Here is a 20,897-nt window from a genome sequence, read left to right on the forward strand (position 1 = left end):
GCGGAGGCGTGCTCCGCGGGCCCTCGTCGGCGCTGGTCGGGTTCAGTAGTACTGGCCGTGGCGGTAGTCCCACGACGGGAACGACCGCGCGAGCGCCGACATGATGACGTCGACCGCGAGGCCGCGGCGGATGAGCGTGGGGTTCGGCGTGACCGAGCGCTCACCGCGCTGCTCCGGCACGAGGGCGCCGGCCTCGTCGACCATGGAGACCATGACGCCCTGCTCGTGCCGGCTCGTCTCGTCGAGGCCCGGCTGGATGGAGGCGACGTAGTCGTCGGCCGCGACGATCACGTCGGCCTGCTGCTCGATGCGCTCGCCGATGCCCTCGACGCGTCCCCGGTTGCCCTTGCCGGACGGGTTCGCGGAGCTGGCGAACGCGAGCCGCCCGCTCGCCCACAGGTGCTCGGCGAGCTGCTCCGCGGGGCGGCCGAAGCGGATCACGAAGCAGCTCGTGCCGCGGCGGTCCATGGCGAGCTGCTTCGCGGTCTCGTCGGGCAGCAGGTGCTTCGCGTCCTCGCGCCAGGGGAGGATGCAGCCGAGCAGCACGTCGGCGTCCCAGTGCTCCTGGTAGAAGGCGAGGATCTCGTCGTTCAGCACCGCGAGCTGCTGCAGCTGCTCGATGCTCGTGCAGAGCACCACGCCCGGCTTGTCGCGGTTGCGCTGCTTGGCGTCGAACTTGCGATCGAGGCCCGCGCCGTCGGTGGTCATCAGGATGTAGCCGACCTTGGTGGCGGCGACGACGAGGCCGCCGGGCGCCTCGACGGCCGTGGCGGCGCGCGGGTCGAGCGTGCCGTCCCAGGGGATCGTGCGGGTGGTGTCGGTCATGGGGGCATGCCTCTCGTGGGTGGCGGGATGGAGCCGCCCGGGCGCACCTCCGTCGGGTCGGGGTGCGTCGTGCCGCGAGTGCGGCAGGAGGGCGGTGGAGACGACGGTAGGCGCGGGGGAGCGGCGGCGCGGCTGAGCGTCCACAGGGCGGGCCGCCTCGAACGGGGGCTCCTGACGGCCGGTGTCCCTACCTAGCCTGGGCGGATGAGCGCTGCTGCCGGCTGGTACGACGACAAGGACCCCCGCTTCATCCGATGGTGGGACGGGGTGCAGTGGACGGATCACGTGCAGCAGAAGCCGGAGGCTGTGCCCGCACCCGAGGAGTCGGCTCCTGAGGAGCCGGCCGCGCTCGCGGCGCCTCCCGTCGACCGTCTCTCGAAGCGCGACGCCCGGGAGCGGGCGGCCACCGCGGAGGCGCACATCGCCGTCTTGGAAGACCTGATCGCGCGCCACGGCGCACGGTCGTTCGCTGAGATCGACGACTACCGGGCAGCAGCCGACCGCGAGGCGGAGGCGAGCCGTCGGACGGGGGCCGAGGCGGCTGCCTCGCTGGTCGCCGCGGCAGGCGAGGAGCGGGACCGGATCCTGGCGGAGGTCAATGCCTCGCGATCCCGGGCCGAGGCGGAGCTCGCGGCGGTCGATGAGGAGGTGCACGCGCGGCTGGAGACCCGACGGCTCGTGGAAGCGCAGATCCAGGCGGCGCGCGCGGAGCTGGTCGAGGTGACGACGACCGCGGACCTCCAGGGCGTCGGCCTGTTCGACTATGACCACCCGGCAGAGACCTCAGCGGAGCTCGCCTCGCGGCTGGAGGCCCTGCGGTACACGATCAAGAACGCGGTGCGGGACAAGAAGGCGGTGACAGCGACCTCCGGCTTCACCTTCAACGGCTCGGAGGCACAGGGGCGAAAGTTCGTCGGCGACATGTCCAAGGTTCTGCTGCGCGCTTACAACGCCGAGGCGGAGAACGCCTTGAAGGCGACGAAGGCGGGAAACCTCCAGACAGCGCAGACCCGCTTGACGCGCGCTGCGGAGCAGATCGCGAGGAGCGGCACCATGATCGACCTCCGCATCGAGGACGGGTACCACGAGCTCCGACTGGAGGAGCTGCAGCTCGCGAGCGCCCACCTCCGCGTCCTGCAGGCGGAGAAGGAGATGGAGCGGGAACGCCGGGCCGAGCTGCGCGAGCAGGCGAAGGCCTCCGCCGAGCTCCAGGCGGAGCACGACCGACTCGACAAGGAGCGCGCCCACTACGCCGCCACGCTGGCAGCGCTCGAGAGCAAGGGCGACCTCGAGGGAGCGGCGCGCATGCAGGCGCGCATCGACGACGTCGACCGCGCCCTCGTCGAGGTCGACTACCGCGCTGCGAACGTGCGCGCCGGATACGTCTACGTCATCTCGAACGTGGGCGCGTTCGGGGAGCGCATGGTGAAGATCGGCATGACCCGGCGGCTGGAGCCCATGGACCGGGTCGTCGAGCTCGGCGATGCTTCCGTCCCCTTCCGCTTCGACGTCCACGCGCTGTTCTTCGCGGACGACGCCGTGGGGGTCGAGGCGATGCTGCACCGCACGTTCGCCGAGCACCGCGTCAACCGGATCAACCTGCGCCGAGAGTTCTTCTACGTCACCCCGGACGAGGTGCTGGAGGCGCTGAAGGCGCACGCCGTGGAGATCGTGGAGTTCGCCCTGCACCCGGCCGCGGAGGAGTACCGGGCGAGCCGAGCGCTCGAGGGGACGGAGCCGGTGCTGGCCTCGTGATGGCTGGCCCGTGACGGCGGGATCGGATGTCGGAGCGCACGGTGCGCCATCACGAGGGCGAGGGTGACATCGCGGAGCGCCCGCATGCGATTCGGCGCTCGTCCCGAAATGGGGTCACGCCCATCTCCATGAGCGTGCATCGACGCCCGTATCGTCTGACCCACCGAGACGAGGGAGTCCCCGTGGAATTCGCCGAACGCCTGGCCGCCCTGGCCCTGAAGGTCCGCAATCAGCGCGACGCCATCCAGACGGAGGAGGCGACGAAGAACGCGTTCATCATGCCGTTCATCTCCACGATCCTCGGATACGACGTCTTCAACCCCCTCGAGGTGGTGCCGGAGTTCACCGCCGACCTCGGCCTCAAGAAGGGCGAGAAGATCGACTACGCGATCATGCGCGACGGCGAGGTGCAGATCCTCATCGAGTGCAAGAAGTCGACGGAGCCGCTGAAGATCGAGCACGCGTCACAGCTGTTCCGCTACTTCGCCGTCACCAATGCCCGCATCGCCGTGCTCACGAACGGCGAGGTGTACCACTTCTACACGGACCTCGACGCGCCGAACCGCATGGACGAGAAGCCGTTCCTCGTGCTCGACCTCGCGGACATCGACGAGACGCTGCTGCCGGAGCTCATGAAGCTCACGAAGGATGTGTTCGACCTCGATTCGATCATCAGCGCCGCGGGCGAGCTCAAGTACGTCGGCGCGTTGAAGCGGGCGATCGCGGCCGAGTTCCGCGAACCGACCCCGGAATGGGTGAAGCTCCTCACCCGTCGCGTCTACGAGGGCTCGTTCACGGAGAAGGTGCGCGAGCAGTTCACGACGCTCGTGGGGAAGGCGTCCAAGCAGTACCTGAACGAGCAGGTGAACGACCGCCTGAAGACGGCGCTCGGCGCTCCTGCGTTCCCGTCCGCGCCGAGCGCCCCGTCGGCCGACGCGATCACGAGCGAGGCGGTCGTCGAGGCGGACCTCGATCGCGACACGGAGATCGAGACGACGCTCGAGGAGCTCGAGGGGTACCAGATCGTGAAGGCCATCGCCTGCAGCGAGGTGAAGCCGCAGCGCGTGGTGCACCGCGACGCGAAGTCCTATCTCGCCATCCTCCTGGACGACAACAACCGCAAGCCCATCGCGCGCCTGCACTTCAACGGCAAGAAGCAGAAGTACCTCGGGCTCTTCGACGCGCACAAGGCGGAGACGCGGCACCCCATCGCGTCGCTCGACGAGATCTACGCGCACGCCGATGCGATCCGGGAGTCCATCCGGAGCCACGCAGGAGAAGCGGTCGGCGCCTAGCCGCGGCGCGCGCTGTCTCGCTCGAGGAGGAGCGGCACGGCGGGCGGCCTGAGCGACGGCAGATGGACGTCGGCGGACGAGGGTGCCCCTGGAGGGACTCGAACCCCCAACCCTTTCCTTAGGACGGAACTGCTCTTCCATTGAGCTACAGAGGCTGACCGGCCCATGGTAGCGGAGCCGCGCCCGGACGGCCGGGCCCGCCGGGTGCGCACGGCGATCGCGGGGAGGGCGGTGTCGTCGCGGCCCGGCGCGAGGGAACCAGTGGTCGGCGTGCCCCGCGGATCCGCGCCCGCGCCGCCCTGCCTGCCGGTTTCCCCGCCCGACGCGTCGTACTGTTGCCGGGTGTGGCGTGCCAATGAACGATCCGACGACGACGACGACCTGCTCTCCGGGTTCGCCTCCGAGCCTCTTGAGGACCCCCACGTGAATGCTTCCCACAACAGCACCAGCCCCCACGACCTCCGGGTCGGCGACGTGCACCTGGGGAGCGGCAACGTGGCCGAGCCCCGCTGGCGCGAGTGGCGCGAGCAGCTGGCCGGCATCGGCGGCTCCTCCCCCCTCCTCCACTTCGTCGACGCCCCGGGCTCGCGCATCGAGCTGAGCACGACGCACCCCGGCGGCCTCGCGCAGTTCATCACGGGCAAGACGACGCTGCTGTCGTCCCTGATCCGCGACGAGCTCGCGCTCCGCAGCGCCCGCAAGGCGGCGAACCGCATCACGCAGAAGGGGATCGAGCTGGTCTCCGCCCGGGGGATCGAGTCGATCCACCTGGCCATCGGCCTCGCCGAGTGGCGCTTCGCGGACGAGCAGTTCCGCGGGCCGGTGCTCCTGCGCCCGCTCGCCATCCGCCGCCACGGCAGCGACTACGAGGTGCGCCTCAAGGGCCAGCCGTTCCTCAACCCGGCGCTCGCGCGGGCCCTCGAGGAGCAGTTCCAGATCACGCTGGACGCCGACTCGTTCGTCGCCCTCGCCGTGCAGAACGGCGCCTTCAAGCCGCAGCCGGTCATCGACCGCCTCCGCGGCCTCACCTCGCACCTGCCCGCCTTCACCGTGCAGCCGCGGCTCGTCGTCTCCTCCTTCGCCGAGGTCGGCCAGGCGCTCGCCGAGGACGCGGCGGACCTCGAGCACCTCGTCATCGACGCGATCGCCGGCAACCCCACGGCCAAGTGGGGCGTCGGCGAGGCGTACGCGCCCGTCGACCCGATCCCGCAGGACCAGCGCCCGCCCGTCACCGACACCCTGCTGCTCGATGCGGATCCCGAGCAGGAGTACGTGATCGCGCAGATCAACGCGGGCAACTCGCTCGTGGTGACGACGCTGCCGGGCACCGGCGGCACGCAGACCATCGTCAACTCCATCGGCTGCCTGGTCGCGCAGAACAAGCGCGTCCTCGTGGTGAGCCCCCGGGCGTCGTCGCTCAAGGGGATCGGACAGCGCCTCGCCGACGTGGGCCTGCCGGGGCTCGCGGTCGCGCCGAAGTCGCTCAAGCGCGACGTGGTGCAGTCCATCGTCCGCAACGAGAAGGCCGCGCCCGCGCAGACCGCCGAGGTCGACGACGCGCTCGTCCGCCTCCGCCACGTGCTGCTCGACTACCGCTTCGCGCTCGGCCGTCCCGACAAGGACCTCGGCGTCTCCGTGCTGGATGCGCTCGGCGAGCTCTCCCGCCTCGCCCTGCTCCCCAGCCCGCCGGCCACGACCGCCCGCCTCACCCGCGGCGCCGTGACGGCCATCGCGCACGACCGCGCGAGCGCCGCCGCCTCCCTCGTGAAGGCCGCGAGCCTCGGCGAGTTCCGCTACGGGCCGGGCGACTCGCCCTGGTACGGCGCCACCTTCTCCACGAGCGCCGCGGCGAGCCACGCGCACGACCTCGCGAAGTCCCTGTCCGCGGACGGCCTGCCGCGCCTCCTCGAGCGCGCCGACGAGCTCATCGGCCAGACGCGGATGCGCGCGTACCGATCCGTCGACGAGCTGGGCGTGTACCTCCGCCTCCTCCTCGACGTGCGCGAGACCCTCGACAAGTTCCAGCCCGTCGTGTTCGACCGGTCGCTCAGCGAGATCATCGCGGCCACCGGGTCCCGCCGTGACGCCCCGGAGATGACGAGCATCACCCGCCGTCGCCTCCGCAAGCTCGCGCGCGAGTACGTGCGCCCGGGCGTCCACATCTCCGACATGCACGAGAGCCTGAAGGCGATCCAGAAGCAGCGGATCCTGTGGCAGCGCTACGTCGCGGTCGGCTCGACCCCGGAGGTCCCGCGCGGCATCTCCGACGTCCACGCGCGCTACCAGGAGGTCGCGGCCGACCTGAAGGTGCTCGACGAGCCGCTGAGCATGGTCACCCGCCCGACGCCGCTCGCCGAGCTGCCCGTCGACGAGCTGCGCGAGAAGGTCGCCCAGCTCGCCGAGGACAGCGAGGTGCTGCAGAACCTGCAGGAGCGCACGTCGCTCCTCGCGGACCTCCGCCGCCTCGACCTCGACCCGCTGCTGCACGACCTCTCCGACCGGCACGTGCCGCAGGAGGCCGTCGCCGCCGAGCTCGAGCTCGCGTGGTGGCAGTCCGTGCTCGAGCAGATGCTCGCGGGCGACAAGGCGCTCCTCAACGCGAACACCAGCGTCCTCGACCGCCTCGAGTCGGACTTCCGGCTCGTGGACGAGGCGCACGCGACCGCCAGCGCGGGGCTCCTCGCCTGGCAGCTCGCGGAGACGTGGAAGATCGGCGTGGTCGACTGGCCCGAGGAGGCGCACCACCTGCGCGAGCTCCTCGGCGGATCCGCCCCGGTCGACGCCGCGGCCCTCCACCACTCCGCGCCCCACCTCTCCCGCACCATCGCGCCGGTCTGGCTCGCGTCGCCGTACGAGGTGCCGACCATCACGGACGAGATGCCGTTCGACGCCGTGTTCCTCGTGGATGCCGGCGCCATGACGCTCGCGGAGGCCCTCGGCGGCATCCGCCGCGGGAAGCAGACCGTCGTGTTCGGCGACCCGGTCACGCAGACGCCGTCGCCCTTCACCATCGCGGTCGTCCCGCAGCCGGAGCGCTCTACGCCGCAGCTCGCGGACGACGACTCCACGCTGGAGGAGCGCCACGCGGACTCGGCCCTCGCGCGCCTGAGCGAGCTCCTGCCCGCCCTCTCGCTCACGCGCAGCTACCGCGCGGGCGGCGAGGACCTGGCCGAGCTCGTCAACCGCCGCTTCTACGGCGGGCGGATCCAGTCCCTCCCGTGGGCGGGCACCTTCCTCGGCCACGGCAGCCTCTCGCTCGACTTCGTCGCCGACGGCCACGGCATGCCCGACGAGGACACCGGCGCCGTCGAGAGCGTCGACGCCGAGGTGATCCGCGTCGTGGAGCTGGTCCTCGATCACGCGAGCCACCGCCCGCGCGAGTCGCTCATGGTCATCACCGCGAGCGCCCGGCACGCCGTGCGCGTGCAGCAGGCCGTGCTCCATGCGGCGGCGAAGCGCAGCGACGTGACCGAGTTCTTCATCGGCGACCGCGCGGAGCCGTTCATGGTCGCGACCCTCGAGCAGTGCGTCGCGCAGAGCCGCGACCGGGTGATCTTCTCGGTCGGCTACGGCCGCACCCCGCACGGCCGCGTGCTGTCGAACTTCGGCGCTCTCGCGGCGCCCGGCGGGGAGCGCCTGCTCGCCGTCGCGATGACGCGCGCCCGCCGCTCGATGGTGGTCGTCTCCTGCTTCCAGCCCTCCGACATCGACCAGGACCGGATGAAGCACGGCATCGTCGCGCTCGCCCAGATCCTCTCCGAGGCGGAGGCCCGCTTCAAGGAGGACCCGATCCCGGACGACGGCGACGCCATGCTGGTGGACCTCGCCCGCCGCCTCGAGGGCCTCGGCCTCGCGCCCGCCCTCGGGCACCGCGACAAGCTGGGGCTCGTCGCCTCCTACGGCGGCCGGGCCATCGCGATCGAGACGGATCCGGTGGTCAACCAGACGAGCCTCCGCGAGTCGCTGCGCCTCCGCCCGGAGATGCTGAAGCGCCTCGGCTGGCACTACCTCCGCGTGCACTCCTTCGAGCTGTTCGCGGATCCGGACGCCGTCGCCCGCCGCATCGCGACCGCCCTCGGCGCGATCTCGGACGCGCACCCGATCACCGCGCCCGTGCAGGTCCAGGCCGGCGCGCACCGGGCGGAGTGATGCCGGAGCGCGACGCGGCGGACGGGGTCGACGCGTCCGCCGGTGAGGCCGGTCCCGCCGCGTCCGCCGCGGGGGAGCGCCGCCCCGCACGCCGGTCGCGGCGCGCCTCCACCGCGCCCGTCCCCGGATCCGACCCGACACCCCAGGCCGACGCGCACGAGGCCGCGGTCCGCGCCGCCGAGGACGCCCCGCAGGGCTGGGGCGACGCCCCCGCCGCCTCCGACGCGAACGACGACCGCCTCCGGCTCGACCGCCCGCCCCACTGGGGCTGAGGGCGGACACAGGAGGCGGTCGGGTCGTGCGGGTGAGGCGCCTCGCGCGCTAGGCGGGCCTCCCGGGCTCGGCCACGTGCTGGCCGGACGACGACGGGATGCCGTGCGCTCCCTCGGGCGACGGCCGCCCGGCGAGCAGGTCGCGGATCTCGATGAGCAGCTCGGTCTCCGTCGGCGGCACGTCCTTCGGCGTCGCCTCCTCCTCGGCCTTCTGCTTCGCGAACGCGACCTTCTTGAGGTGGTTCACCGGGAGCACGAGGGCGAAGTAGACGACGGCGGCGACGATCAGGAAGTTGATGATCGCGGCGATCACGGCCCCGAAGAAGATCTTCGCCTCGCCGCCCGAGGCGGTGGGGATCGTGACGGGCAGGGCCTCCGCGAGCGTCGACGCGTCGAACAGCGCCCCGATGAGCGGGTTGAACACGGACGTGACGATGGCCGTCACGATCGCGGTGAACGCCGCGCCGATGACGACCGCGACCGCGAGGTCGATGACGTTGCCGCGGAGGATGAACTCCTTGAAGCCCTTCACGGGTGCTCCTGTCGGACGGGCCGCCCGATCAGGTGGACGGCGAGGACGATCCCGAGCCGGAGGACGCCGGGCCGGAGGGGGTGCTCGGGGTCACGGTACCGGAGCCCTGTCCGACGGTGCCGGAGCCCGAGGAGCCGGACGACCCCGAGGACCCGGAGGAGTCGGACGACCCCGAGGACGACGAGGAGTCGGAGGACCCCGACGACGAGGACTCCGACGAGCCGGACCCCTTCGCCGAGGACGAGCCGGACGACGAGCGCGACCGCTTGGCCGCGTCCTCGGTGCGCGAGTCGTTGCGGTAGAAGCCGCTTCCGGTGAAGCTCACGCCGACGGCGGCGAAGAGCTTGCGGAGCTTGCCGCCGCAGACGGGGCACTCGGTGAGGGAGTCGTCGGTGAACGCCTGGACGATGTCGAAGGCGTTGCCGCACACCGTGCAGCGGTAGGAGTACGTGGGCATGGGTCCCTAGAAGGAGTGGATGAGGGTCGGGGTCACGATGCCGTCGACCGGCATGTCGTGCTTCTCCCGCGGGAGCTCGTCGACGAACTCGGCGTCGAACACCACAGCGTAGACCGGGGGGCAGGCCTCCATCGAGCCGAGGGTCTTGTCGAAGTAGCCGCGCCCCCAGCCCATGCGCATGCCGCCCTGGTCGACCGCCGCCGCGGGGACGACGATGAGGTCGACGTCGTTGATCGCGATGGGCCCGAGCAGCTCGCCCACCGGCTCCGGCAGGCCGAACAGGCCCTCGGTCTCGGTGCCGTCGCTCACGACCCAGTCGAGCAGGCCGTCGTTCCGCGACACCGGCAGCAGCACCTGGCGTCCGTCCGCGTGCAGCCACTGCAGGAACGGGCGCGTGGTCGGCTCGTCCACCGTGGAGAGGTAGCAGGCGACGCGGCGGGCGTCGTGGTTGGCGACGAGCTCCGTCAGGCGGCTCGTGAGGCCGTGGGCCGCCTCGTCGCGCTCCGTCGAGGTCATCTGGCGACGACGCTCCCGCAGCTGGGCGCGCAGCGCCCTCTTCTCGTTCCCGACTTCGCTCGGCATGGGTCGAGTCTAGGTATGTCGGCCCGCTACGCTCGATCGCATGGTCACCCACATCACGAAGGCCGTCATCCCCGCAGCGGGACTCGGAACACGATTCCTGCCCGCGACGAAGGCGATGCCGAAGGAGATGCTGCCGGTCGTCGACCGCCCGGCCATCCAGTACGTGGTGGAGGAGGCCGTCGGGGCGGGCCTCCACGACGTCCTCATGATCACGGGCCGCAACAAGACGGCCCTCGAGAACCACTTCGACCGCAACGCCGAGCTCGAGGCCACCCTGCAGCTCAAGGGCGACGCGGCGAAGCTCCGCAAGGTCAACGAGTCCACCGACCTCGCCGACATGCACTACGTCCGCCAGGGCGACCCCAAGGGCCTCGGCCACGCGGTGCTCCGCGCCGAGATGCACGTGGGCCGCGAGCCGTTCGCCGTGCTCCTCGGCGACGACATCATCGACAAGCGCGACGTGCTCCTCTCCCGCATGATCGAGGTCCAGCAGCAGCGCAACTGCTCGGTCGTCGCGCTCCTCGAGGTCGACCCCTCGCAGACGCACCTCTACGGCGTGGCCACGGTCGAGGAGACGGACGACGACGACGTCGTGCGCATCACCGGCATGGTCGAGAAGCCGGCCGCCGGCACGGCGCCCTCCAACCTCGCCATCATCGGCCGCTACGTGCTGCGCCCCGAGGTCTTCGACGTGCTGCACAAGACGGAGCCCGGCAAGGGCGGCGAGATCCAGCTCACCGACGCGCTCGAGAAGATGGCCGCCGCACCCGAGTGGACCGGCGGCGTGTACGGCGTCGTCTTCCGCGGCCGCCGCTACGACACGGGCGACCGGCTCGACTACCTCAAGGCCATCGTGCAGCTCGGCGTCGACCACGAGGACCTCGGCGAGGGCCTGCGCGAGTGGCTGCCCGAGTTCGTCAAGACGCTCGAGCGCTGATCCCGCTCCGCGGCGCGCGGACGGCGCCCGACGGGCCGCTGCGCGCGGGAACGTCGCGGGGTCGCGCCGTCGCGTCCGGGCGGGCCTAGGCTCATGGACGTGCCGCAGACCGTTCCCACCATGCGGGACGGGCGCATCTCCGTCCGGCCCATCCGGCTCCGCGACTCGCGGGCCCTCGAGCGCTCCCTCCTCGACAACCGCTCCTGGTTGCGGAAGTGGGAGGCCACGAGCCCCTACGCGCCGATGGCCTTCGACACCCGCGCGAGCATCCGGTCGCTCCAGGCCAACGCGCGCGCCGGTCTCGGCGTGCCGCTCGTGATCGAGTACGACGACGAGTTCGCCGGGCAGCTCAACGTGTCGTCCATCTCCTACGGCTCGCTCTCGAGCGCCACCATCGGCTATTGGGTCGGCCAGGAGTACGCCGGCCGCAACGTGACGCCCACGGCGGTCGCGCTCGCGACCGACCACTGCTTCACGACCCTCGGGCTCCACCGGATGGAGATCTGCATCCGCCCGGAGAACGCGCCCAGCCTCCGCGTCGTGCAGAAGCTCGGCTTCCGGTACGAGGGGCTGCGCCGCCGCTACATCCACATCAACGGCGACTGGCGCGACCACTTCTGCTTCGGCCTCGTCGTCGAGGAGCTCTCCACCAGCGTGCTCGCGCGCTGGAAGGAGGGCGGGGTGGATCCGGAGTGGTCGCGCGTCCCCGACGCCGACGTCGAGGCGGCCGCCGCGCCCCTCGCCGTGCAGCGCCGCATCTGACCCCGCACCGGGCCGCGTCCCGGACCTGTCGGCGCGCCGACCTGCGGATGCGCCGGTCCGGCCGTGGACACGCGGCGCGCTTCCCGCGTCGCGACCGCCGGACCTCCTAGCCTCGGGATCATGCAATCCGGCGGCATCATCATCGCGCTCTCCGCGGTGCTCTGGCTCGCCTACCTCCTGCCCACGTGGCTGCACCGGCGCCAGTACATGGCGACCGAGCGCAACGCCGTGCGCCTCCAGCAGACCCTGCGGATCCTGGCCGAGACGGCCGAGGTCCCCGACGCCGTGCGGGCGGAGACCAGCGCCCGCAGCGTCGTCGAGCAGCAGCGCGCCCTCCGTCGGGCCGCCGAAGAAGCCGAAGCCGCCGCGCGTGCGCGAGACGCCGCCGCCCAGCGCGCCCTACCGAAAGTGGCCCCCGTGTCCGCAACGTCGCCCTCCGCCGCCACGCGCCTCCGCCGCAGCCGGCTCACCGCCACCGTGGTCCTCGCGCTCGCCCTCGTCGGCGTGATCGTCGGCCTCGCGCAGGTCACGACCGCCGGTGCCTGGACGCTGCTCGTGATCTCCTCCCTCGCCACCATGGGCTCGCTCGCGGCCCTGCAGCGCATGTCCCAGATCGCCGCGGCGCGCCGCCTCCAGGCGCCCGAGGCCCGCCCGCGCCCCCGCACCGGCTTCACCGACTTCCACGAGACGGCCGCACCCGTCGCCGAGACGGTCGCGGATCGCGAGGAGGGCGAGTCCTGGACGCCCGTGCCCGTGCCCAAGCCGCTCTACCTGTCGCGCTCGCAGGCGCCCGGCCCCCGTCCCGGCGCCGGCAGCGCGCCCCGCACGCCGATGTCGCCCGTCGAGGAGATGCGCCGGGCCGCCGCCGCGTCCGAGGAGACCCTGCGCCGCGCCCACCTCGAGCCCGAGGTCGCGCGCCTGGCCGCCGACGAGGAGGCCGCGCCCGCGGCCGTCGCGTCGGCCGCCCCCGCCGCCCGCACCGCGCCCGCGAGCCGCTTCTCCCGCATGGGCATCGTCGACGACGCCGAGCCCGGCATGGGCGACCTCGACGAGGTGCTGCGTCGCCGGCGAGCCGTCGGCTGACCCAGGTTCCCTTCCGGCCCACGCGGTCCGGAGGGCTCCCCGCGACGTGGTAGTCTCGTGGAGTTGTCAGGGCCTATGGCGCAGTTGGTAGCGCGCCTCGTTCGCATCGAGGAGGTCAGGAGTTCGAATCTCCTTAGGTCCACAAGAACCCCGCTCCGGCGGGGTTTTTGCTTTCCCCGCACCCGCGTTGCCGCTCAGCACGTACGAGATCGAAAATTGCACGAGGGCTGGCCCCTCTTCCGCGCAGGGCTGCCGTATCTGCCGGTGCATTGTGACATTGGAACATCCAGCTTTGCAATGGCGATCCATATTAGCTAGACATGCACTTGCGACTCAGCCTGCTGCGCATGAACGTTTAGTAGGGGACCGGTCATCGCGCGTGGCATAACTGTGCGCGGTGAGGGTGTCGCGGGCTCGCGATGGCAAGCTCTACTGCGAATCTGAGCACAGCCCCAACGTCCGGGCGCCTAGCGTTTCCTAACGTCCGGACGGATCACGCCTCGCGAGACGCATTCTGGCGTCGACGCTCATTGAGCCAGGTCTGGCTCATCTCGGACCAAGCTTCCTTTCGCCGAAGGTCAAAAGCGAGAAGCTCACTTGGATCTAGATCCTCCTCGCGTCGGGATGCCACGTAGAGCTCCAACTCTTCCTCAGCACGGTGCCATGAAGCTAGAGCGGCATCTGCGGCAATCCACCTCGCGCGCCAGTTGAAGAACCCTTCCAGCGCGGATACGGCTGTCCCTGTGGCGGTGCAAATGAAGCCAGCTATTGCAAAACCATCGAGATCCGCTATCCCGAGGAACACGATAGCCAGGACCGACATCGTGAAAACTGACACGCGGAGCAGCGTTGATCCAGCACTCCAATGGCTCCTGCGGATCCGGGCCCAGTGGCGGTCGGTGTAGAAACGACCGCGGATCATGGTGGCAAGAGCGAGTGGGGAGCTGCCAGGCTGCAGTGCGTTGGTAGGGTCTTTCGGCCTCATGCGGTCTTCACGATTCATGCGATAACGGCTGAGCCACGAAGGCCGCGCGCCTTCTATTGCCTGCACGGGAAGAAATCTGTCATTGTCTGAGCGTGTGTCGGGCATGTCCTGAAGATAGGGCATATCGATCTTGTCAGCCAGGCCGTTTCTGCTACGGCTGCTTCACACTTGCGCCATCGACATATGCGCGCGGTGCCTCGCGCACCCCGGTTAAGATCGAGCGGTGCCCCGCCCCGCGATCCCGTCCGTGACCATCGCGACCCCGGAGGTGCAGGCGCTCCGGGCCGATCTCGAGGCGGCGCCCTTCTCCCTGGCCTCCGCCCTCGACGTGTGGGGCGACGCGGCCGGGCAGGCCCTGCACCGCGGGAACCGGATCCCCGCCCGGCGCGCCGTGGCCGCCGCGCGCACCGTCGACGGCCTGCCCGCGGCCGCCGCGCTCGCGGCGCTGTTCGTGCTCGGCGATCCGGTCGACGCGGACGACCTCCGCCGCGCGCTGCCCGCCCTCGGCCTGGACGGCGCCGTCCGGCTGGGGCTGGTCGAGGTCGACGGCGACCGGGTGCGCCCCGCGGTCGATCTCCGTCCCTACGGCTTCATCGACGCGCACGGCGTGGGCGAGTGGTGGATCGCCTCCGACCTCGGCGAGCTCGCCACCGGCGGCGCGCTGGACGAGGACCACGTGCTCGGCGTCGGCGGCGCGTCCGCCACGCTCAGCGGCCTCATGATCTCCGCCCCCGTCGCGTCCGCGCTCGACCTCGGGACGGGCTGCGGGATCCAGGCGCTGCACGCGTCCCGGCACGCGGACCGCGTGGTCGCGACCGACATCTCCGTCCGCGCCCTCGCCTTCGCGGCGCTCAACGCCGCGCTCAACGGGGTGACCACGATCGAGCTCCGGCTCGGCAGCCTCTTCGAGCCCGTGGCGGGGGAGCGGTTCGACCACATCGTCTCGAACCCGCCGTTCGTCATCACCCCGCGCGCCGAGGGCGTGCCCGCGTACGAGTACCGCGACGCCGGCCTCGTGGGCGACGCGCTCGTCGAGGGCGTGGTCGCGGACCTCGTCGACCACCTGGCGCCCGGCGGCGTCGCGCAGCTCCTCGGCAACTGGGAGCACCGCGCGGGGGAGCCCGGCCTGGAGCGCGTGGCGGGCTGGCTCGACGCGGCCGCGCGGCGCACCGGATCCGGCCTCGACGCCTGGATCGTCGAGCGCGAGGTGCAGGACGCGGCGCTGTACGCCGAGACGTGGATCCGCGACGGCGGCACCCGCGCCGGAACCCCGGAGTCCGAGGCCCTCGTCGACGCCTGGCTCGACGACTTCGCGGCCCGCGGGGTCGACGGCGTCGGGTTCGGCTACCTCACGCTCCGCCGTCCGGCCGCCGGTGCGCCCACGCTCCGCCGCCTCGAGCGGCTGCCCGGCGGCCTCGGCCACAACCCGACCGGCCTCGGCGACCACCTGCGCGCCTCCCTCGCCGCGCACGACGCGCTGGCCGGGATCGACGACCGCGCGCTCGCGGCACTCGCGCTCGTGGTGGCGGGCGACGTCACCGAGGAGCGGCACTACTGGCCGGGCGCCGAGGACCCCACGGTCATGACGCTGCGCCAGGGCGCGGGCTTCGGGCGCGAGGTTCCGCTCGACACGGGGCTCGCGGCGCTGGTCGGCGCGTGCGACGGCGAGCTGGCGGTCGGCGCCATCGTCGACGCGGTCGCGCAGCTCACCTCGGTGGACGCCGGCGCGCTGCGCGCCGAGCTGCTGCCGCGGATCCGGGCGCTCGTCGCCGACGGCTTCCTCCTGCTGCCGGCCGTGGCCGACGGCGCGACGGTCGCCGACCGCCCAGCCCGCGACGCCTAGGATCGCGGGGTGACCCGCCGCTCATCCCGCCCCGCCGCCCGTCCCGAGATCGTCCGCGCCGTCGTGCTCGACGCCGCGCTCGTCGTCGTCTTCGCCCTCGTGGGCCGCGCGAGCCACGGCGAGGACCTCGCGCCGTCGGGCGTCCTCGGCACCGCCTGGCCGTTCCTCGCCGGAGGGCTCGTGGGCTGGATCGTCGCCCGGGCGTGGCGGAGCCCCTCCCGCGTCGTCCCCACGGGGCTCGTGGTCTGGGCCGTGACGGTGGTCGTCGGCGTCGTCCTCCGCGCGCTCACGGGCGAGGGCGTCGTGGTGCCGTTCGTCATCACGACCGCGATCATCCTGGGCGTCCTGCTGCTCGGCTGGCGCGCGATCTCGGCGCTCATCGTCCGCCGGCGCGCGCGGCGCTGAGACCGCTCTAGGCAGCCGGCGAGGCGGAGTCCGCCGCCTCCATCACCGCGATGAGCGCCTTGGCGTAGGCCTCCTCGGCCTCGAGGTCGCGGTGCTCGACCTCCACGCCGTCCATCACGACGAGCACCACGTGCGCGCCGTCCTCCGCGCCGCCGATCTCGCGGCGGAGCGAGCGGAAGGCGCCGCCGAGCAGGGCCCGCAGCTGGTCCTCGCGCGGCAGCCACAGGCTGTCCTCGAGCGCGACGGAGTCGAGCGCCCACTCGGTCGTGCCGTTGAAGCCGAGCACGGTGCCCGTGGCGTGCTCGTGCGCCTCGATGGTGAGCTCGCTGATGGTGAACACGTCGGACTCGAAGCCCTGGCCGCGGATCCGGAACCGGTCGCCGGGCTCGGGGCTCCACTCGAGGCCGAGCTCCAGGAGGGTCGTGGCGTGCGCGGTGGAGATCATCCGTGCAGTATGCCCGGCGCTCCCGGGCGTCGCCTCCGCAGATGAGGGAATCCGGGTGCGTTAGATTCGGGGACACCGCCCGCGGCGCATCCCGCGGCCGGCCGGCCCGGGGAGGACCATGCGCGCGACAGTCAAGGACGTCGCGGCGCGCGCCGGCGTCTCCCCGAAGACCGTGTCCAACGTGGTCACCGGCCGCGTCGCCGTGAGCCCCGCCACCCGGGAGCGCGTCGAGCGCGCGGTCGACGAGCTCGACTACGTGCCGAACCTCAGCGCCCGCGGGCTCCGCAACGGGCGCACCGGCGTGATCGCGGTGGCCCTCCCGGACCTCGGCACGGCGTACTCCGCGGAGCTCGCCCACCACCTGGTGGAGGTGGCGCACGAGGCCGGCTACAGCATCCAGATGGAGGAGACGGGCTCGCGCCCCGACCGCGAGCGCGACCTCATGTCGCGGGCGCGCGAGCACCTCGTCGACGGCCTGATCCTCAACCCCGTGCTGCTGTCGAAGAGCGCCATCGTGCGCGCCGAGTCGCTGCCGCCCGTCGTCGTGATCGGCGAGGTCGAGCAGGAGATCGCGGACCGGGTGGGCGTCGACAGCGTGGCGGCCGCCCGTGACATGACGCGCTTCCTCCTGGCGACCGGCGCCCGGCGCATCGCCGCGGTGGGCACGGCCACGCGCGAGGAGTCCGCCGCGGGCGACCTCCGGCGGATCGGCTACCGGCGCGCGATGGAGGAGGCGGGCGAGGCGCCGATCGAGATCGACCGCACGGGCTGGACGAGCGCGTCCGGAGCGGAGGCCGTCAAGACCTGGCTCGCCGACGGCAATCCGCTGCCGGACGCGCTGTTCTGCTTCACCGACGGCCTCGCGTTCGGCGTCCTGCGCGCCCTCGCCGACCACGGCGTGCGCGTGCCCGAGGACGTGCAGGTCGCGGGCTTCGACGACGTCGACCAGTCCCGCTTCTCGATCCCCACCCTCACCACCGTCCACTTCGACATCCGCGCGTACGCGGAGGCGGCCGTGGGGCAGCTCGTGCGCCGGATCGAGGAGCGCGAGGGGCCGCCCGTGCAGCTCGTGATCCCGCACCGCATCGTCGTCCGGGGCAGCACGCGGACCTCGATCCCGGCCTGAGAGCGCTCCCTCGGCTCGTCCCGCGGAATCGTCATCCCGAAATGTTGCGCGGGGCGTTACAACGATGTAATGATTCGGGGATCACGAAGGGGTGATCGATGGATTCGAATGAGAACTACACCGGGGGACGACCCTCGGCCTGGTCCAGGCGCCAGCTGCTCATGGGCGGCGCGACCGCCCTCGGCGGCATCTTCCTCGCGGGAGGACTCTCGGGCTGCGCGCCCGGGGTCGCGTCCGCCGGCGGCATCGTGGACCTGAAGTACTGGCACCTGCTCTCCGGCGGTGACGGCATCCGCATGGCCGCCATGGTGCAGGAGGCGAACGACTCCGGCGACGGCTTCGCGGTCGAGCAGACGGTGCTCGCCTGGGGGGCGCCGTACTACACGAAGCTCGCCATGGCGTCGGTCGGCGGGCGCGCCCCGGAGCTCGCCGTCATGCACGCGGCCCGCGTGCCCGGCTTCGCGCCCGGCGGCCTGCTGGACCCGTGGGACCTCGACGAGCTCGCGGAGCTCGGCGTGCGCGAGAGCGACTTCGAGCCCCGGGTGTGGGAGAAGGGGCTGTTCGAGGGGCAGCTGTACTCCATCGCCCTCGACAGCCACCCGTTCGTCATGATGTACAACACCGACATCGCGGGCGAGGCCGGGGTGCTCGGCGACGACGGCCAGATGGCGCCCGTCGACTCGCCCGACCAGTTCCTCGACGTCATGCGCAAGATGCAGGCGGTGACGGGCGTCCACGGGTTGAGCTTCGGCTACCTGGGCGACGGCGCGCAGATGTGGCGCGCGTTCTACACGTTCTACAAGCAGATGGGCGGCGACATGGAGCTGCCCACGGGCGGCGAGGTCGTCTACGACCGCGAGAAGGCCATCGCCTCGCTGGAGTTCATCCAGTCGCTGCTCGACGGCACGATCGCCACGCCGAGCGGTGACGCCGGCAACGCCATCGCGGAGTTCGCGGGCACCAAGAGCGGGGCCATCTTCACGGGCGTGTGGGAGCTCCCCACATTCCAGACCGCGGAGATGCCCTTCGACGCCATGCCGATCCCGAACCTCTTCGGCACGGCGGCGACCTACGCGGACTCGCACGCGTTCGTCCTCCCGCACCAGAACTCGCCGGACCCGGTCAAGCGCCGGAAGACGTACGAGTTCGTCGCGGACATGCTCAAGAACTCCCTGCAGTGGGCGGGGGCCGGCCACATCCCCGCGTACAAGCCCGTGATCGACAGCCCCGACTACGCGGACCTGCTGCCCCAGGCGCACTACGCGAACGCGGCCGAGCAGATCAACTACGACCCCGTGGCCTACTTCACCGGCTCCGGATCGGACTTCCAGTCCTTCTTCGCGGAGAACGTGCAGAACGTCTTCCTCGGGCGGCAGGACGCGGCCGAGGGCATCGACGCGTTCGTGCGCCAGATCAACGCCCTGCTCGCCAAGCCCAACCCCACGGCCTGATCCCGGCCCGACCCCCTCCGGCCCGGCCGGATCCGCACGAGCTCATCCAGCGATACGACGAAGGAGTCCATTCGTGACAACGGCAGCACCACCCACCCCCGTCGCTCCCGCGGCGAAGACCGCGGGCGCGGGCCCGCAGAAGGCCCCGCCCCGGGTCCGCCCCAAGGAGCAGATGCAGGGCATCCTGTTCATCGCCCCCTTCGTGATCACCTTCCTGCTGTTCCTCGTCTGGCCGGTGCTCTACGGGTTCTTCCAGAGCCTCACCGGCCAGAGCCTCACGGGGGCCAACGGGCAGATCATCGGCTTCGACAACTACGCCGAGGCGTTCGGCGACGCCCAGATGTGGCGCTCGCTCGGCAACACCGTGGTGTTCACCATCGCGAGCACGGTCCCGCTCCTCGTCGTCGGCCTCGTGATGGCGCTCCTCGTGAACCTCGGGCTCCCCGGCCAGTGGCTGTGGCGGCTGTCGTTCTTCCTGCCGTACCTGCTGGCGTCCACGGTCGTCTCGCTGTTCTGGCTCTGGATGTACAACCCGCAGCTCGGCGTGATCAACGCCATCGGCGGCGCGCTCGGGCTCCCGCAGCCCGCCTGGCTGCAGGACGCGAACTTCGCGATGGCGAGCGTCGTCGTCACCACGGTCTGGTGGACGGTCGGCTTCAACTTCCTCATCTACCTGGCGGCGCTGCAGAACATCCCCGACCAGCAGTACGAGGCGGCGGCCCTCGACGGCGCGGGCAAGTGGCGCCAGCTCCTCTCCATCACCATCCCGCAGCTCGGCCCGACCACCGGCCTCCTCGCGATCCTGCAGGTGCTCGCGTCGCTCAAGGTGTTCGACCAGATCTACCAGATGACCGCGGGCGGCCCCGGCGGGGCGACCCGGCCCATCGTGCAGTACGTGTTCGAGACCGGCTTCACCGGCTTCCGCCTCGGCTACTCGGCCGCCATCTCGTACATCTTCTTCGCCCTGATCGTCGTGATCTCGGTCATCCAGTTCACCGCGACGTCCCGGAGGAAGTCATGACCACCGCCACCCGTCCGGCGCCCGTCGGCGCCCCGCCCCGGAGCCGCTCCGCCGCCGTCGCCCGCGAGGGCCGCACCGAGAAGCCGCGCTTCGACCTGGCGAAGGTCGTCGCGCTCATCGTCCTCGGGGTCATGTCCGCCGTCTGGCTCCTCCCGTTCCTCTGGGCGGTGCTCACGTCGTTCAAGTCGGAGACGGACGCGGCCGCGTCCCCGGTGACCATCCTCCCCGCCGGCGGCTTCACCCTCGACGCCTACGCCAGCGTGCTCGGCGGCGGCAGCATCCCGCTGTGGACGTGGAACAGCCTCATCACCAGCGTGGTCATCACCGTCGTGTCGATCGTCTTCTCGGCGCTCGCGGGCTACGCGCTCAGCCGCATCGACTTCCGCGGCAAGAAGCTGCTGATGGGGGCGATCATCGCGTCGATCATCATCCCGCCGCAGATCCTGATCGTCCCGCTCTTCTACCAGATGCTGTCCTTCGACCTGGTGGACACCCTCTGGGCCGTGATCCTGCCGCAGATCGTGCAGCCGGCCATGGTGTTCATCCTGAAGAAGTTCTTCGACCAGATCCCCGTCGAGCTCGAGGACGCCGCCCGCGTCGACGGCGCGAACCGGGTCCGGGTGTTCCTGCAGATCGTGCTCCCGCTGTCGCGCCCCATCCTCTCGGCGGTGTCGATCTTCGTGTTCATCGGCGCCTGGAACAACTTCCTCTGGCCCTTCATCGCCACCAACGACGCGTCGCTCATGACGCTGCCGGTGGGGCTGCAGACCGTGAAGAGCGCCTACGGGATCCAGTACGCGCAGAACATGGCCTCCGCCGTGCTCGCCGCGCTGCCGCTGATCATCGTGTTCCTCTTCTTCCAGCGCCAGATCATCAAGGGCATCTCGACCACCGGGTTCGGCGGGCAGTGACCGCCCGCCCCGCACCCGCCACCGACCGATCCACCCACCCCGCCCGGGACGCACGCGCCCG

At 71.6% G+C, this 20,897-nt stretch carries 19 protein-coding genes and 2 tRNA genes; 14 read left to right on the top strand and 7 right to left on the bottom strand.

Annotated elements, in window-relative coordinates; translation table 11 throughout:
• Positions 1-42 precede the first annotated feature (42 nt).
• Complete coding sequence (locus QFZ62_RS13265) at positions 43-825, bottom strand: L-threonylcarbamoyladenylate synthase (RefSeq protein ID WP_307506549.1); 783 nt, start codon at positions 823-825, stop codon at positions 43-45.
• Between the two features lie 204 nt (positions 826-1,029).
• On the opposite strand from QFZ62_RS13265, the gene QFZ62_RS13270 reads away from it, so the two are divergent.
• Positions 1,030-2,580, top strand: a complete 1,551-nt coding sequence (locus tag QFZ62_RS13270) for a DUF4041 domain-containing protein (protein ID WP_307506552.1) — start codon at positions 1,030-1,032, stop codon at positions 2,578-2,580.
• Between the two features lie 182 nt (positions 2,581-2,762).
• A complete protein-coding gene (locus QFZ62_RS13275) occupies positions 2,763-3,875 on the top strand; it encodes a type I restriction endonuclease (RefSeq protein ID WP_307506554.1) in 1,113 nt (370 codons plus the stop codon).
• 83 nt (positions 3,876-3,958) lie between these two features.
• Here the strand turns inward: QFZ62_RS13275 and QFZ62_RS13280 are convergent.
• Positions 3,959-4,030: transfer RNA gene (locus QFZ62_RS13280), tRNA-Arg, on the bottom strand.
• A 187-nt stretch (positions 4,031-4,217) separates the two neighbouring features.
• On the opposite strand from QFZ62_RS13280, the gene QFZ62_RS13285 reads away from it, so the two are divergent.
• Both QFZ62_RS13285 and QFZ62_RS13290 read left to right on the top strand, forming a co-directional pair.
• Positions 4,218-8,024 carry an AAA family ATPase gene (locus QFZ62_RS13285; RefSeq protein WP_373425960.1) on the top strand — a complete coding sequence of 1,269 codons (3,807 nt, stop codon included), beginning with the start codon at positions 4,218-4,220 and terminating at the stop codon, positions 8,022-8,024.
• Positions 8,024-8,296 (top strand): hypothetical protein, encoded by a 273-nt coding sequence (locus tag QFZ62_RS13290; RefSeq protein WP_307506558.1) that lies wholly within the window; start codon positions 8,024-8,026, stop codon positions 8,294-8,296. The genes QFZ62_RS13285 and QFZ62_RS13290 overlap by 1 nt, the downstream gene beginning before the upstream one ends.
• A gap of 49 nt (positions 8,297-8,345) precedes the next feature.
• Here the strand turns inward: QFZ62_RS13290 and mscL are convergent, their stop codons facing one another.
• From mscL to QFZ62_RS13305, 3 genes are read right to left on the bottom strand one after another with little or no spacing between them, the layout of a single operon-like run.
• Positions 8,346-8,828, bottom strand: a complete 483-nt coding sequence (gene mscL, locus QFZ62_RS13295; protein WP_307506560.1) for a large conductance mechanosensitive channel protein MscL — start codon at positions 8,826-8,828, stop codon at positions 8,346-8,348.
• Between the two features lie 28 nt (positions 8,829-8,856).
• Positions 8,857-9,285 (bottom strand): FmdB family zinc ribbon protein, encoded by a 429-nt coding sequence (locus tag QFZ62_RS13300; RefSeq protein WP_307506562.1) that lies wholly within the window; start codon positions 9,283-9,285, stop codon positions 8,857-8,859.
• Between the two features lie 6 nt (positions 9,286-9,291).
• The gene (locus QFZ62_RS13305; protein WP_307506563.1) at positions 9,292-9,867 is read right to left on the bottom strand and encodes a 5-formyltetrahydrofolate cyclo-ligase; all 576 of its coding nucleotides are present in this window, start codon (positions 9,865-9,867) and stop codon (positions 9,292-9,294) included.
• Between the two features lie 40 nt (positions 9,868-9,907).
• On the opposite strand from QFZ62_RS13305, the gene galU reads away from it, so the two are divergent.
• The 4 genes from galU to QFZ62_RS13325 all read left to right on the top strand — a co-directional run bounded on the left by galU (position 9,908) and on the right by QFZ62_RS13325 (position 12,791).
• Positions 9,908-10,804, top strand: coding sequence for a UTP--glucose-1-phosphate uridylyltransferase GalU (galU, locus tag QFZ62_RS13310; RefSeq protein WP_307506565.1), 897 nt, complete (start codon positions 9,908-9,910; stop codon positions 10,802-10,804).
• 93 nt (positions 10,805-10,897) lie between these two features.
• Entirely contained in the window at positions 10,898-11,566 is a 669-nt protein-coding gene (locus QFZ62_RS13315) for a GNAT family N-acetyltransferase (protein ID WP_307506568.1), read from the top strand.
• A gap of 120 nt (positions 11,567-11,686) precedes the next feature.
• Positions 11,687-12,649 carry a hypothetical protein gene (locus tag QFZ62_RS13320; protein WP_307506571.1) on the top strand — a complete coding sequence of 321 codons (963 nt, stop codon included), beginning with the start codon at positions 11,687-11,689 and terminating at the stop codon, positions 12,647-12,649.
• A gap of 69 nt (positions 12,650-12,718) precedes the next feature.
• Positions 12,719-12,791: transfer RNA gene (locus QFZ62_RS13325), tRNA-Ala, on the top strand.
• 351 nt (positions 12,792-13,142) lie between these two features.
• On the opposite strand, the gene QFZ62_RS13330 is transcribed toward QFZ62_RS13325, so the two are convergent.
• On the bottom strand, positions 13,143-13,739 hold the full coding sequence (locus tag QFZ62_RS13330) for a hypothetical protein (RefSeq protein WP_307506574.1): 597 nt from the start codon (positions 13,737-13,739) through the stop codon (positions 13,143-13,145).
• A gap of 118 nt (positions 13,740-13,857) precedes the next feature.
• Here QFZ62_RS13330 and QFZ62_RS13335 point away from each other — a divergent pair, with 118 nt between their 5' ends.
• Together QFZ62_RS13335 and QFZ62_RS13340 are read left to right on the top strand one after the other, a co-directional pair.
• Positions 13,858-15,477: a methyltransferase gene (locus QFZ62_RS13335; protein ID WP_307506577.1), complete on the top strand. Its 1,620-nt coding sequence runs from the start codon at positions 13,858-13,860 to the stop codon at positions 15,475-15,477.
• 9 nt (positions 15,478-15,486) lie between these two features.
• A complete protein-coding gene (locus QFZ62_RS13340) occupies positions 15,487-15,882 on the top strand; it encodes a DUF3054 domain-containing protein (RefSeq protein ID WP_307506580.1) in 396 nt (131 codons plus the stop codon).
• A 7-nt stretch (positions 15,883-15,889) separates the two neighbouring features.
• Here QFZ62_RS13340 and QFZ62_RS13345 read toward each other — a convergent pair whose 3' ends face one another.
• On the bottom strand, positions 15,890-16,327 hold the full coding sequence (locus tag QFZ62_RS13345) for a pilus assembly protein CpaE (RefSeq protein WP_307506583.1): 438 nt from the start codon (positions 16,325-16,327) through the stop codon (positions 15,890-15,892).
• Positions 16,328-16,445: 118 nt separating this feature from the next.
• On the opposite strand from QFZ62_RS13345, the gene QFZ62_RS13350 reads away from it, so the two are divergent.
• The 4 genes from QFZ62_RS13350 to QFZ62_RS13365 all read left to right on the top strand — a co-directional run bounded on the left by QFZ62_RS13350 (position 16,446) and on the right by QFZ62_RS13365 (position 20,836).
• Positions 16,446-17,453, top strand: a complete 1,008-nt coding sequence (locus QFZ62_RS13350; RefSeq protein ID WP_307506585.1) for a LacI family DNA-binding transcriptional regulator — start codon at positions 16,446-16,448, stop codon at positions 17,451-17,453.
• Positions 17,454-17,551: 98 nt separating this feature from the next.
• Positions 17,552-18,904, top strand: a complete 1,353-nt coding sequence (locus QFZ62_RS13355; RefSeq protein WP_307506587.1) for an extracellular solute-binding protein — start codon at positions 17,552-17,554, stop codon at positions 18,902-18,904.
• 73 nt (positions 18,905-18,977) lie between these two features.
• Complete coding sequence (locus QFZ62_RS13360) at positions 18,978-19,925, top strand: carbohydrate ABC transporter permease (RefSeq protein ID WP_307506590.1); 948 nt, start codon at positions 18,978-18,980, stop codon at positions 19,923-19,925.
• A complete protein-coding gene (locus tag QFZ62_RS13365; protein ID WP_307506592.1) occupies positions 19,922-20,836 on the top strand; it encodes a carbohydrate ABC transporter permease in 915 nt (304 codons plus the stop codon). Before QFZ62_RS13360 ends, QFZ62_RS13365 begins: the two co-directional genes overlap by 4 nt.
• Positions 20,837-20,897 lie beyond the last annotated feature (61 nt).

Source organism: Clavibacter sp. B3I6, assembly GCF_030816895.1.
GTDB lineage: Bacteria > Actinomycetota > Actinomycetes > Actinomycetales > Microbacteriaceae > Clavibacter.